A 13,406-nucleotide genomic window follows, 5' to 3' on the forward strand; every position below is an offset into this window, starting at 1 on the left:
CGGCTGCTTGGCGCTATCCTTGGCGGCTCATCACGAGCAGCACGACCGCCGCGACGACCGCCAGGCAAGCCAGCGTGAACAAGGTGATTTTCCAAGGACTGCGCGGTGCGTGGCCGGATACAAGCCCCGTCTGCCCGTTGACCATGAAGCGGTAAGGCTTGGATTTGTACGTGTAGGCCGCGTTCCATACCGGCAGCAGCAGATGCTTGTAGGTCTGGTTGGCGTACCGGGTGCCGATGCTCAGATGGCTGATCTCGTCGCCGCCGATCTGCGAGCGGACGGCGCCTTCCACCGAGGAGGCGATTCTCGCTTTCGCCAGCTCCCAGCCCCGGGAGCGGCCGATGGAATACCGTTCGGCGACATAACCGCTGAGATAGTCCGGCTTGTAGCCGAGCAGTCCGTCCAGGCGGAAGTCGCCGAGCCGGTCCAGCAGCTTGGCGTCGTACTGGCCGGAGGCGGGAATGAGCACATCGTCGAAGAAATGGCTGTAGCTGCCGCTCACGTAATGCCAGACCGTATAGCGCTCCTGCTCGGTATACGTCTCGGTTTTGCCGTCCACGGTCCGGGTGCGGGTCACGGTCCGGTAGTGATAATCGCCCCGCTGGGCGGAGTAGGAGGAGTCCGTGTCCGAATCATATGTCCAGTAGGGAATATAGATTCCTGACAGGCGCGCGGCCGTGCGCTCCCGCTTGAAGGCGTTGGGCAGGAACCAGCGCTTTTTCTTCCAGGCACGGAAGGAAGCCTCCGCAGCCTCGCTGTCGACATGAAACGGGATGAGCGATTCCGGGCGGATGCTGGCCGACTCCGGCTGGGGCAGCACCTTGGGCGAGCCGCAAAATACGCATACCGTCGCCGTCTGCTGGGCAGGAATGAGGCTTTCGCCGCCGCAATTGCCGCATTTGACCGCGATCTGGGAGATGCCCCAATCCGTATCGGCATCGTCCCTGCCATCCTCGAGGTCATGCTCGCTGGGAGGGGTGCGGTCTTCCTCGATCTCCTGCAAGCGGCCGCAGTACTGGCATTTGAGCTGCTGGCTGTCGGCATCGAACAGCATAGGCCCCCCGCATCCGGCGCAAGGAAACGCAATGACCTCCGGAACCTTCACTTCTTCGGCCATCGGAATCTACACCTTGGTTCCGCAGTTGGAGCAGAACTTCGCTCCGGGTGCGAGCGGCTGACCGCATTCCGAACAGAACTTCTTGCTGCCTGGAGCGGTGCCGGAATTCTGCGGCGCATCGCTATCCGCCGAGCCTCCTCCAGAGGAGCCGCCTGCCGGTTCGCCGCTTCCTGCCGGGCTTCCGCCCGCAGCTGAATGGTTGCCCGCGCTCTCCTCGCCTTGCTGCGACAGCATCCGGCCCATCGCCTGGCCCATCGCCATCCCGGCTCCGAGACCGATGCCCGCGCCGGCGCCTCCGTCCGGGTTGTTGGCCGCTTCACGGATCGCTTCGGCGGATTGGTATTTCATATAGGTGTCCAGATTGCCCACGATCCCCATGGACGATCTGCGGTCGATGGCGCGCTCCACTTCTTCGGGCAGAGACAGGTTCTCGATCGTGAGGGCGGTGAGGCTCAGCCCCATGGAGGCGAATTGGGGCTGCAGCTTGGCGGCCGCGGCGCTGCCGAGCTCGTCGTACGATGCGGCGAGATCGATGACGGGAATACGCGATTCGCCCAGCAGGTCGCTGATTCCGGAGACGATGACGGATTTCAGGTAGCCCCCGACATTTTCCGCAGAGAACGTCGCTTGAGTGCCGAAGATTTCCCGGAGAAATACGGCCGGATCATGGACCTTCAGGGCGTAGTTGCCGAAGCCGCGCAGCCGCACCATGCCGAATTCCGCATCCCTCATGATGACCGGATTGGACGTCCCCCACTTGAGCTGCGTGAAGTTGCGCGTGCTGACGAAGTAGACGTCGGCCTTGAACGGCGAGTTGAAGCCGTATTTCCACGACTTGAGGGCGGTCAGCACCGGCATGTTCTGCGTGCTCAGCGTATAGGTGCCGGGGCCGAAAACATCGGCGATCTGGCCTTCGTTGACGAAGACGGCAGCCTGCGATTCGCGTACGACGAGCTTGGCTCCCATTTTGATGGCATTGTCGTAGACGGGGAAACGGTATACCATGGAGCCGGTGTCATCCAGCCACTCGATCACTTCGATGAATTGGCCTTTCAGAAAATCGAACAGTCCCATGCGACGCCTCCGATCGGTAAGGTTTTACCCTATTATAAACGCTGCATGGGCCGATTCGACACCGTTTGGTAAAAAGAACGGAGGAAACAACAAAAAAACCGCTGCCTGCAGGCACCGGTTGTAAGGGTTTGTGATGGTCGAGACGACAGGATTTGAACCTGCGACCTCTTGCTCCCGAAGCAAGCGCTCTACCAAGCTGAGCCACGTCTCGAAAACTTTGCAAAAAAATAATAGCATGGTTGCAAAGGAGCTGTAAAGATGGAAGCCCCTCATCCTAGAGGAAGAAGGGCTCACGCTTATTTGCACACGTATTCGGTCAAAACGGCTTGAAGCTCGTAAATATTGAGAGACTTGTTGAACGTCTTCGAGACGGGTGTCGGACTGCCGGATACCCAGAACTTGAGCTCGGCGTCCAGATCGAGGTGGCCGGCCGTCTCGACGGCGAAATGCGTGATGCTTTTGTACGGGTACGAATGGTACTCCGTCTTCTTGCCGGTCAGTCCCTGCTTGTCGATGAGGATCAGCCTGCGGTCGGTGAACAGGAACATGTCCCTTATCAGCTTGTAGGCTTTCTCCACGCGTTCGTTCCGGCCCAGCATATGCTGGAATTCCCTCTGCACCTCGGCGGGAGCAAGCTCGGATGCATTCCCCATCAGTCCGTCGAATAAGCCCATTGATCATCGCCCTTTCCTTCATCACGCTTCCAATTCTAACGCACAATGAGACAGAAAGTTCCAATTCTACGGGTCGAAAATAAAAAAAGAACCGCACAAGCGTGCGGTTCTTGGTCATTTGGGTAGATATGGCGCGCCCGATACGATTCGAACGTACGACCTGCAGTTTAGGAAACTGTCGCTCTATCCTGCTGAGCTACGGGCGCGCATCGGATTTACTATACCATGGTTGGCGGCGTCCCTGCAACCGGTGAGTCAATCCGACACGGCCATCGGATAGGACGGGCGCAGCGATTCCCTGCGGACCGCAATCGGATAGTTGACGCCTCTCCAGGTCCGGAATGCCGTGGTGAATACATAGAGCCGGTCATCGGCGGCCAGTAGGCGATGCGTGTCTAGACAGTACACCATTCTGGCGCCCGCGGCGAATTGCTCCTTGCGCTTCTTCTCCATCATCGTTCATCCATCCTCCCGCTTGCGTTCCTATCAGCTTTCCCGTCGAGCGAGCCCGCCAAACCTGTTCTCTGTCTCTATCTCTATGAGGATGGGACGAGATTCAGAACTTGAAGCCGGCAAGGAGAACGGGCGGAAGCCTGGTTGCCTCACCTCGTTCTATCTGTTATACTTTGTATATAACAAACACACAGTGAACAAGGAGGAGGATGCCGCCATGATCGTCTCCATAGACTACGAGTCCGACACTCCGCTCTATACGCAGCTATACGACGAAATCGTCCGAGGCATCGCATCGGGCCGGCTGGAGTCCGGGGAGAATCTTCCCTCGGTCCGCAGCCTTGCCGGCGACCTCGGCATCAACCTGCATACGGTCAACAAGACGTATCAGCTGCTGAAGCAGGAGGGCTTTGTCCACATCCACCGGCAAAAGGGAGCGGTCGTGCAGGCGGCTGGATCGCTGCCAGTCACGGATGCTTTCCGAGCGCGGATGGACCGGAAGCTGGAATCGCTTGCATCTGAGGCGTTATGCCGAAGCATGCGGGAGGAAGAGTTTCTGGACAGATGCCGAAGCGCCTATCGGAGCATCCGGCCTCAAGCAAAAGATACGCATGAAGGGGGAAAGGAGCAATGAACATGTCAATGTACGGATTCGGCTTGACGATGGGGGCTGTCTATCTGCTCATCCTGGCCGTGGCGGCGTTCCAGCCGTCCCTTGCACCGCGGAATATCTTGTTCGGAATCTCGGTTCCGAAGTCGGCCGTCGACGATGATGGCGTCCGCAGGCTTCGCCGTTCCTATACGGGTCAGGTGATCGGGTACGGTCTCGCATTCGGCATCCTGGTCGCTGCGGGAATCCTCTGGAGAACAGGCGGGTCGATGCCGGCCGATGACCTTACGCAATGGCTGGCGACGCTGCCGGTCGGCGCGCTGCTGGCGCTGCTCGGCATTGCCGGAGGCCTGTTCGTCGCCTTCCATCAGAAGGCGGAGCGCCTCAAGCGCGAGGCGGGCTGGCAGGAGGAGAGAAGGATCGCCGCCAGCCTGTCGATCCGCAAGGAGCGGCTTCACTACCCGCTGTATGCATTTGCTCCCCATCTGCTCGTCATCCTGATCTGCGCGGGGGCCGCTTGGCTGCTGTACGACCGAATACCGGACAGCATCATCACCCACTATAACGATCGAGGAATTCCGGACCGGATTGAGGCCAAATCCTACGGCACCGTATTCCAGATGAATTTTGTCCAGCTGTTCATGCTGGCCGTATTCATCTTCGTCAACTACACGACGGGGGCCGCACGGGTGAAGATCGATCCGGCCGATCCGGAGCGCTCGGAGGAGCAGCAGCGCCGCTACCGCAAAGGGATGTCCTTGCTCCTGCTTCTGCTGGGCCTCGGCATGATGATCTTCATGGGGTTCCTGCAAGTCTTCATGCTGTACGGCGGGAGCCGGATGAATGGAGTCCTGATCGGGGCGGCGGGCATTGCGCCGCTTGTCATGTCGGCGGCTGTCGTCGTCCGCATGATGAAGCTCGGCAAGAACAGGATGGAGGCTTCGAGACCGGGGGAGGACGCGAAATGGAAGGCGGGAGCTTTCTATTGGGACCGGTCGGACTCCGCCATTTTCGTCGAGAAGCGGACGGGCATCGGGTTTACGCTCAACTGGGGCCATCCGGTTTCGTGGGTGATCCTCGCTGGTATCCTCGGATTTGCCTTGATTCCCTTAATTTTGAATCTTTAGTCCTATTCAAATGAGTCAAAAGTCTTAATCCAAAAGCGGATTTGTCGAATATTTCCATTATTTATCGTTATTTTGTCGACAAGTTATTACAAACAAATCCTCCTCATACGGGTATAATAAAGAACAGCCCGACGGAAGAAGCATCCAGGTGAGGAGCGTAGCTTGAGCGACGATATGATGAGGAACGAACGATTGGAGAGGCTGCAGGAGCTGCGCAGAAGGCTATACCAGGCAGCAGAGGAGCGGGGGAGCCTGACGGATCCCGAAGTTCTGGCCATCAGCGAGGAAGCGGACCGCTTGATTGTCGAGCTGCAGCAGCAGCAGCGCGAGTTCAAGCTCGAACGGATATGGAAAAAAGGGCCTGCGGCCCGGTGAGCAAGAGAGCGGATGATGCCTCCCTTGAGAACCGGACCTGCAGGCCCTTACTTGTTTTTACCGATTGGCACGGGATTTGCGCAGACGCCTGAAAAAATCGGTGAGCAGCGAAGCGCACTCCTCTTGCAGCACCCCGGACGTGAGCTCGGCTTCATGGTTGAACCTCGGCTCATCGAGGAGATTCATCAGCGTGCCGGCGCAGCCGGCCTTGGGATCGGGAGCGCCGTACACAACCCGCTTGACTCTGGATTGGACCAAGGCTCCGGCGCACATCGGGCAGGGCTCGAGCGTGACGTACAGCGTACAGTCGAGCAGCCTCCATGCGGCAAGGCTCCGGCTCGCTTCGCGGATGGCCAGCATCTCCGCATGCGCAGTGGAGTCGGGCAGCGATTCCCTCAGGTTGTGGCCGCGCCCGATGATCTTTCCCTCGTGCACGATAACGGCGCCGATCGGCACCTCTCCAATCGCTTCCGCTTTTCTGGCCTCGGCGATCGCCTCGCGCATCCAGCGTTCATCTTCTTCCTGACGAAGCAAATCCATCTTTCCTTCCTGATGCGGGTGTATGGACTTATTGTCCCCGATACCCGGGGCGGATGCAAGCCGCTTGTCAACAGAATCTGTGCATAAAAGGCCGAAGCAAGCGAATCAGCGCGATCCTCCCGTTAAGAAGTGACTTTCGACAGGGAGGGGATGTCGAATAATAGCGTTTTATGCTACGAACAAACATTCTTTTGTTAACATGTTGTGCACAATTTTGTGGATAACTATAAATTATTAGAATCTTCCCGCAAACTGTCCACCGAAACGCTGTGCACAACTCTCTTAAAATGTTGATAAGTCATCGTTTTTGTGGACAGAGCTGTGAATACATCCGAAAGAGAGTAGAGGGGGACGTCGATCTGTGGATCAAAAGTCCTTTTATGCCGATGGACCCTTAACAGAAGAGGCCGCAGCTTGGATATATGTGGTATCATCTGGATATTGATCCTCATATAAGGATGTGTCCGGCATTGTCCGTCAAAACCAGGCTTTCCCTTATCATTTCCGTGCTGGTCAGCGTGATGCTGGTCCTGAATGTCTTCATTAATGATCATTTCATCCGCCGGGAGCTGAACTCGCAAACGACCATGTTCTCGGAGACGGTGGGGAAGCATACGTCGGCTCTGGTGGAAGAATTCCTTGACGGAAGGGAGAAGGAGCGCGAGAAAGCGGCGACGATTCTGCGCCACGCTGTCGTGCAGGCGGCCTCCTTGGTAGGGAAAGACGATACGCAGGCCAGCCTCAAGCAGGCGGCCAAGCTGACGGGAGCCGAGAAGCTGGAGCTGCTGAAGCCGGTGTCCGGCGGCTATCAGATCGTCGCATCCAGCGATGCCAGACGGATCGGCCAACTGGCGCTCGGGAGGAGCGATCTTCCTGTGGAGTGGACGTTGGGGCCTCCAGCCAGCGGGCAGCGCTATCTCATGAAGGATACCTTCTCGGATGGAGGCAAGGCTCCTGTCTCCTGGGGCTATTACACCGATTCCGAGCATCCCTACATCATTGCCTTGACGATCTATACGCATGGATACTCTCCAGATACGCTGATCGATCAGGTCAGGATCTATCAGCCCGAGGTGCTTGAGATCGGCATCTGGAGCCTGAGCGGGCAAAAGGGAGCCGATGCCGGCGCCTTGAAGTACGGAAGCGAGCAGTATGCCTCGGATCCGCGGGGCATGGAGCTGCTGAAGCTGGCGGAAGCAGGCCGGGCGCAGTCGGAGCAAGCGGTCATCGGAGGCAAGTCCGTGCTCCGTTCCTGGTATCCCTTCCAGGAAGCTCAAAACAACAGCTACGTCATTTCCGTCGTCGTCGACCGGACCCAGATCGAGAGCCTTTCCTCCATGCACCGCCGCAATCAGATCAGCAGCTCTCTGCTCATCCTTGCCGCCACGCTGATCGGGACATGGATCATCATCCAATTGCTCCTGCGGCCGCTCAAGGGGATTCTGCACAAAGTCAACGAAGTCGCGTTCGGCAGGTTCGACCGGGATATCGAAGTGAAGCGCAGCGATGAGATCGGAGAGCTGGCGAGCCGCATCAACCATATGTCGGGAAGCCTGAAATCGTATACGGACAAGCTTAAGGCGGCCGTCAATGAAAATGCACTCATGAAGGAAGAGCTGGAATCGATCTTCAACAACACGGCCGATTCCATCGTCATCATCGGCTTGGACGGGAATCTGCTGAGGGTAAATGAATCCTTCCTCCATACATTCGGGTATTCTCCTGCGGACATTTCGACTCTGCGCATTACGGATGTCGTCCATCCCGTCGAGCATGCCTACCGGAATCCGGAGCTCGCCCGCATGCTTCAGGGGGAGGCGCTGCCGCCCGGAGAAGAGAAATGGCGCCATAAGGACGGGGATTACCTGATGGTGGGCGTGACGATGTCCGCCGTCCGCAACTCGCAGGGAGAGGTGTGGAGCCTGGTGGCGGTAGCCCGCGATGTCACCTCCAGAGCCAAGATGGAAGAGCTGCTGCGGCAATCCGAGAAGCTGACGACGGTCGGCCAGCTCGCTGCCGGCGTCGCCCATGAAATCCGCAATCCGCTGACGACGCTGCGGGGATTCCTGCAGCTGCAGCAGCAGAGCGGCAGGCTGAATCTGCAGCATAACGACATCATGCTGGCCGAGCTTGACCGGATCAATCTGATCGTGAGCGAGTTTCTCATCCTGGCGAAGCCCCAAGCCGCCAAGTTCGAAATCAAGGATGTCCGGTATACGCTCGGCGACGTCATCTCGCTGCTGGACAGCGAGGGACATCTCAAGAATGCCGTCTTCCATACCCGCTTCACGAAGGACAGCTGCCTGATCTCCTGCGAGGAGAACCAGCTCAAGCAGGTATTCATCAATGTCATCAAAAACGCGATCAAAGCCATGCCTCAAGGGGGCAACGTATACTTCGACATCCAAAGGGAAGAGCCGCATTCCGTCTCGGTCCGGATCACGGATGAAGGGATCGGCATTCCGGAGGATATCATCCCCAAGATCGGGAATCCTTTCTTTACGGGCAAAGAAACCGGAACGGGACTCGGCATCATGGTCAGCCAGCGGATCATCCAGAGCCACAAAGGCCGCATGGAAATCCAAAGCAAGCTTGGCCAAGGCACATCCATCCTCATTACGCTGCCCATGTCCCCCGATCGGCGCAGCGGCGGAGACGGAGCAGCTTCTTGAGAGCGGCTGCGGGTGTGGTACAATGGTACCATTGAAGCTGCTGCCGAAGCGGCGCTTAGGCAGGCAGCGAGAGCCGAGGTGGATCGATTGCGTATCAATAAATGGATCAGCGAAACGGGGTTCTGCTCCCGCAGGGAAGCGGACAAGCTGGTAGAAGGCGGACAGGTTACGATCAACGGCGCGCTTGCCGTCCTGGGATCCCAAGTCCAGGATGGCGACGAGGTCCGGGTGAAGGACGAGCTGGTATCCGTCCATCGGGGCCATGTCTATCTGGCTCTGAACAAGCCGGTGGGCATCACGTCGACGACGGAGTCCCACATCGAAGGCAACATCGTCGATTTTGTCGGCCATAAGGAAAGGATCTTCCCGATCGGACGCCTGGACAAGGATTCCGAGGGTCTGATTCTGCTCACCAACGACGGAGACATCGTCAACCGGATTCTCCGCGCGGAAGGCCGCCATGAGAAGGAGTACGTCGTGACCATCGACCAGCCGGTCACGCCGATGTTCCTGAAGGGAATGAGCGAGGGGGTCCGCATCCTCGGCAGCATGACGCTGCCCTGCAAGGTGACCAAGGTCGGAGAGAGGACCTTCCGGATCATTCTCACCGAGGGCAAGAACCGGCAGATCCGGCGCATGTGCAGCGCCTTCGGCTACAAGGTGCGCCGGCTGCAGCGGCTGCGGATCATGAACATCCAGCTCGGCAGCCTGCCGGTCGGCAAGTGGCGCGATCTCAGCCGCGAGGAGCTGCAGCAGCTGTTCTCCGATCTGGACTATGAGCCGGCTTCGCCCGCAGGAAGCCGGAGCTGAGACGGCGGCAGGAATCAAGCTGCCGATGGAGCCGTTTGAGGGTGTCCAGGAAATCGTTTGCCTCCCTTGGCTCCGCCGCCGAGCGTGGCCCGCGCGAGCCATGCTGAAAAGCCCCGCTTTCTCCGGTTGAACCGGCGGAAGCGGGGCTTTTTGTGATGACGGGCGCTGAAGCGGCGATGACTGGGTACAGCCATGCGAGGGTGGATGCCTGCGCGCCGGCACATTGGTGCAAGAGCTTGCTGCGGTCGGAGGGAGAGGAAGCTCTCCTACTTGAATACTTCCGATACCTCGCTTTTGGCTGAAGGCTCGGCGTAGTTGCGGATGATGGACACCTCGACCCGCCGGTTCTTGGCTCTGCCGACATCGGTGTCGTTGGTGGCCAGAGGCTTGTACTCGCCGTAGCCGACCGCGCTGAAGCGCTTCGGGTCGAGGTTCGAATTGAGCAGGAGGACGTCCATGAAGCGGACGGCGCGCATCGTGCTCAAATCCCAGTTGGAGCTGAATTCCGAATTGTTGATCGGCTGGTTGTCGGTATGGCCCGACACCATGATCTCGTAATTGGGATATTTCTGCAGCATGCCGCCGATGAAGGTGCCGAGCTTGCGGGATTCGGGCTTCACGGCCGCGCTGCCGGAAGGGAACAAGGCGCGGTCGCTGATCGTGATCATCAGGCGGGACTGATTGAGCTTCGTCTCCAGCTGGGTGCTGAGGCCGTTGTCCTTGATGTACTTGTCCACCTGGCGCTTGAGCTTCTCGAGATCTTCCTGCTCCTTGCGCATCAGCTCCTGCATCGCCTTGTCCAGGCTCTGGGAGTCCTGGGTCGACTGCGAGGAGGACTGTCCCTGCTCCTTTTCCTTCTTGTCGGATACCATCGCCTGGGCGTCGATCGACTTGTAGCTCTCGAGGACGCCGTTGCCGCCGCTGAGGGCGATGTTGAAGGCGCGGCTCATCTGCTCGAATTTCTTGGCGTCGACCGAGCTGGAGGCGTAGAGAACGATGAAGAGGGCGAGCAGCAGGGTGAGCAGGTCGGCATAGGGGATGAGCCAGGACTCGTCCACATGCTCTTCGTGGTCGTCGTGCTTATGTTTCTTGCTCAATGAGCTTCCCTTCTTTCGATTCCTGCATTTGGATTCGTTCCTTCGGCGTCAGGTAGACCGACAGCTTCTGGTTGATGGCGATCGTCGAGACGCCCGACTGGATGGAGAGGAGGCCTTCAACCATCATCAGCTTGAGCTGGATCTCGCGCTTGGAGATCCGCTTCAGCTTGTTGGCGATTGGATGCCACAGCACGTAGCCGGTGAAGATGCCGAGCAGCGTCGCGATGAACGCGCCGGCGATCGCATGCGCCAGCTTCTCCATGTCGCTCATGTCCGAGAGGGCCGCGATGAGTCCGACAACGGCTCCGAGAACCCCGAGCGTCGGGGCGTAGGTGCCGGCTTGGGTGAAGATGAGGGCGCCGGCCTTGTGCCTGTCCTCCGTCGCCGCGATGTCCTCGAGCAGCACCTCGCGCACGAAGTCCTGGTCGTTGCCGTCGATGATCATGCGCATGCCGTTCTTCAGGAACGGGTCCTCGATGTCTTCGACCTTCGTCTCCAGGGCGAGCAGTCCTTCGCGGCGGGTTACGGAAGCCCAGTCCGCGAACATGCCGATCAGATTTTGGCGGGAAAGCAGCTTGGGACTGAAGAAGACGAGCTTCAGGAGAGTCGGGAACTTGGCGATCTCCGACATCGGGAAGCCGATGAAGAGCGCCGCGGCCGTTCCGACAATGATGATCATAAATGCCGCTGGGTTAGCGAGATTGTGGAGCGGAGCTCCCTTAAGCACCATGCCGACCAATACGGCCGCAAAACCCAGTACAATACCGATGAATGTGGATTTTTCCATAATACACCCCGTCCAAGAATGGTTGATGACAGGCTCTCCAAGCGCCGAGGCGATGCGGAGCCGAGCCCTTTGTGTCCTATATATCGACTTCTCGGCTGGTTGCGATTAGAGAAATTTTGGCTTTTATTGTGTCACCAGGCGTTAAGGCCCCTCATATCCGTGTACAATAGGAAAATAGATCCGTATTTACAGGAAGGATGGCGGAAGGCATGGGCGTGAAGCATGCGAGGGAATACAAGGAAATATTGGAAGATCTGACGGTCGCGGTGAGCGCGATTCGCGATAGTTACTCCTTTTTCGATATGAGCCAGGAGGATTGGAGCGGGCTTGGCGACCAGGAGAAGCATGAAGTGATGGAGGCGCTGGCGGACGATGTCTTCTACGGCCTCGGCGAGGAGCCGATCCTGCATGTGGGCGAGGGCATCGTCGCCTATAAGCCCAAGTTCCATGTCATTGAGGTGCTGGTGGACGGCAAGGAAGCCCGCATCGTGCGGCTGATCTGAGCCATCGCCGGGAATGGGGATGCGTCAGCCGGGAGCGGGCAGGAATGCGCCGGGAAAGTGGAGATGGAAAAAACGATCAGCCGGATGCGTGCCGCATGCCGGCTGATCGCGATGCGCGAAAAAAGGCTGGGGAAAGGGTTCCCTGCTCTCTCCGGAGCTCTTCGAAAGCTTGTCACGCAAGGGAGAGTCCGATACAATAGCAATTAATGTCAGATTACCTTACATAATTGACCGGTACAGGAGAGGCCCCAGCGATGACGATGGATTCAAGCGAGCGGCCGGAGGCGGACCAGCCGTCCCGCCCGCAGAACCCGAGAGCCTACTATCAGCCGATCCTGGCCCTGGATACCCGGATCGTAACCGGATACGAAGTCCTTGGAAGAGATTGCGGAGCCTTCGGCGCGCGCAGCCTGGGGGCTTATTTCAGCCATCCCGGCGTTTCCGAGGAAGCCAAGAGGGAGCTCGACGCCTTCATCCGGGAGCAGGCGGTGCAGGAGCATGGCCGGATGAGGCGGACCGAGAAGCTGTTCATCAATCTGCAGCCGGGCTGGCTGTCCGGGTGCTCCTCCGGCAGCGTGGACAGCTCGGTCCTTCATATGCTGAAGCTGTTGGAGAGATGGGCCGTCGATCCAGCCCTGATCTGCATCGAAGTGACGGAAGAGGATTTCGACGGTGAAATCGAATGCCTCGTGGGAGCCGTGCGGGAGTTCCGCCGGGCGGGCTGCAGCATCGCCGTCGACGACGTCGGAAGCCGGTTCAGCAATCTGGACCGGATCGCGCATATCCAGCCGGACATGCTCAAGGTCGATATGAATATGGTGTCCAGGAGCGCCCATCACGAAGGCTTCCACGGGGTGCTGAGATCGCTCTCGGCCATCGCCGACGGCATCGGCGCCTCCCTGCTCATGGAAGGGGTCGAGACCCGGCAGGATCTGCAGCGGGCGATATCGGCCGGAGCGCGCTACGTGCAAGGCTATCTGTTCTCGGGAGCGGAGGCTGCCTTCGGCAGCCGGGACCGGTACAAGCGTCTGCTGGACTCGGAGCTGCTGGAGACCAAGCGGAAGCAGGCGGGAGAGGAAAGCGGTCGCTGGAAGCAGGCCGAGGAGCTCGCCTGCGAGGCGGAGCGCCTGCTCCGGGACAGCGGAGGGGAGGGCGGCGAAGAGGCTTTCCTGGCGCCGCTGCTCCGCAAGCTCGATGCAGGCTGCATCCGAGCCTATCTGTGCCGGTCCGACGGCATTCAGCTCTCCGCCAACTACCAGCGGACGGAGGGCGGGTGGATTCAGGAGGAGCGGTATCGGGGCTCGGACTGGAGCTGGCGTCCCTACTTCGTCTACAGCAGCGTGGAGCTGCTGTCCGGACGGCGCTTCGCCATCTCAAGGCCCTATACGGACCTCGACCGGAACGGCCGGGTGCGCACCGTGTCCTTGCCGGCTGGACCGGACATGTTCCTGCTTGTGGACGTCCGGGAGGATGAGCTGGGCTGACGGGAGAGCGTATGGAGGCTGCAGGGAGTCCGAAATGATGGAAGGAATAGAGCCAGTGTCCATCCGTGCGGCTGGATGAATAA

General features: G+C 59.0%; 14 protein-coding genes and 2 tRNA genes. 7 read left to right on the forward strand and 9 right to left on the reverse strand.

All coding sequences use genetic code 11. The annotated features are described in order from the left end of the window. Positions 1-13 precede the first annotated feature (13 nt). The 6 genes from CIC07_RS00595 to CIC07_RS00620 form a co-directional block, all read right to left on the reverse strand. Positions 14-1,117 (reverse strand): TFIIB-type zinc ribbon-containing protein, encoded by a 1,104-nt coding sequence (locus CIC07_RS00595; protein WP_076359613.1) that lies wholly within the window; start codon positions 1,115-1,117, stop codon positions 14-16. A gap of 6 nt (positions 1,118-1,123) precedes the next feature. Next, positions 1,124-2,191 (reverse strand): SPFH domain-containing protein, encoded by a 1,068-nt coding sequence (locus tag CIC07_RS00600; RefSeq protein WP_076359612.1) that lies wholly within the window; start codon positions 2,189-2,191, stop codon positions 1,124-1,126. Positions 2,192-2,325: 134 nt separating this feature from the next. After that, a tRNA-Pro gene (locus tag CIC07_RS00605) sits at positions 2,326-2,402 on the reverse strand. A gap of 85 nt (positions 2,403-2,487) precedes the next feature. Then, positions 2,488-2,865, reverse strand: a complete 378-nt coding sequence (locus tag CIC07_RS00610) for a PH domain-containing protein (RefSeq protein ID WP_076359611.1) — start codon at positions 2,863-2,865, stop codon at positions 2,488-2,490. A 129-nt stretch (positions 2,866-2,994) separates the two neighbouring features. Beyond that, positions 2,995-3,071: transfer RNA gene (locus CIC07_RS00615), tRNA-Arg, on the reverse strand. 49 nt (positions 3,072-3,120) lie between these two features. Next, positions 3,121-3,321 (reverse strand): hypothetical protein, encoded by a 201-nt coding sequence (locus CIC07_RS00620; protein WP_076359610.1) that lies wholly within the window; start codon positions 3,319-3,321, stop codon positions 3,121-3,123. Between the two features lie 214 nt (positions 3,322-3,535). Here CIC07_RS00620 and CIC07_RS00625 point away from each other — a divergent pair, with 214 nt between their 5' ends. From CIC07_RS00625 to CIC07_RS00635, 3 genes are all read left to right on the forward strand, one after another. Beyond that, entirely contained in the window at positions 3,536-3,952 is a 417-nt protein-coding gene (locus CIC07_RS00625) for a GntR family transcriptional regulator (RefSeq protein ID WP_076359609.1), read from the forward strand. Beyond that, positions 3,949-5,055 (forward strand): DUF1648 domain-containing protein, encoded by a 1,107-nt coding sequence (locus CIC07_RS00630; RefSeq protein WP_076359608.1) that lies wholly within the window; start codon positions 3,949-3,951, stop codon positions 5,053-5,055. The genes CIC07_RS00625 and CIC07_RS00630 overlap by 4 nt, the downstream gene beginning before the upstream one ends. Before the next feature lie 162 nt (positions 5,056-5,217). Further along, positions 5,218-5,430, forward strand: a complete 213-nt coding sequence (locus CIC07_RS00635) for an aspartyl-phosphate phosphatase Spo0E family protein (protein WP_234993108.1) — start codon at positions 5,218-5,220, stop codon at positions 5,428-5,430. Between the two features lie 57 nt (positions 5,431-5,487). On the opposite strand, the gene tadA is transcribed toward CIC07_RS00635, so the two are convergent. Further along, positions 5,488-5,970, reverse strand: coding sequence for a tRNA adenosine(34) deaminase TadA (gene tadA / locus CIC07_RS00640; protein ID WP_076359607.1), 483 nt, complete (start codon positions 5,968-5,970; stop codon positions 5,488-5,490). Between the two features lie 470 nt (positions 5,971-6,440). Here tadA and CIC07_RS00645 point away from each other — a divergent pair, with 470 nt between their 5' ends. Both CIC07_RS00645 and rluF read left to right on the forward strand, forming a co-directional pair. After that, positions 6,441-8,642: a HAMP domain-containing histidine kinase gene (locus CIC07_RS00645; protein WP_076359606.1), complete on the forward strand. Its 2,202-nt coding sequence runs from the start codon at positions 6,441-6,443 to the stop codon at positions 8,640-8,642. 87 nt (positions 8,643-8,729) lie between these two features. Beyond that, positions 8,730-9,452 (forward strand): 23S rRNA pseudouridine(2604) synthase RluF, encoded by a 723-nt coding sequence (gene rluF, locus CIC07_RS00650; RefSeq protein WP_076359605.1) that lies wholly within the window; start codon positions 8,730-8,732, stop codon positions 9,450-9,452. Between the two features lie 266 nt (positions 9,453-9,718). On the opposite strand, the gene motB is transcribed toward rluF, so the two are convergent. Next, positions 9,719-10,549 (reverse strand): flagellar motor protein MotB, encoded by an 831-nt coding sequence (gene motB / locus CIC07_RS00655; RefSeq protein WP_021882141.1) that lies wholly within the window; start codon positions 10,547-10,549, stop codon positions 9,719-9,721. Continuing rightward, complete coding sequence (gene motA, locus CIC07_RS00660; RefSeq protein ID WP_048745204.1) at positions 10,533-11,336, reverse strand: flagellar motor stator protein MotA; 804 nt, start codon at positions 11,334-11,336, stop codon at positions 10,533-10,535. The genes motB and motA overlap by 17 nt, the downstream gene beginning before the upstream one ends. A gap of 209 nt (positions 11,337-11,545) precedes the next feature. Here motA and CIC07_RS00665 point away from each other — a divergent pair, with 209 nt between their 5' ends. Further along, entirely contained in the window at positions 11,546-11,839 is a 294-nt protein-coding gene (locus tag CIC07_RS00665) for a hypothetical protein (RefSeq protein WP_076359665.1), read from the forward strand. A gap of 254 nt (positions 11,840-12,093) precedes the next feature. Continuing rightward, the gene (locus CIC07_RS00670) at positions 12,094-13,323 is read left to right on the forward strand and encodes an EAL domain-containing protein (RefSeq protein WP_076359604.1); all 1,230 of its coding nucleotides are present in this window, start codon (positions 12,094-12,096) and stop codon (positions 13,321-13,323) included. Positions 13,324-13,406: the final 83 nt, after the last annotated feature.

This window comes from Paenibacillus sp. RUD330, from assembly GCF_002243345.2.
Lineage (GTDB): Bacteria > Bacillota > Bacilli > Paenibacillales > Paenibacillaceae > Paenibacillus_O.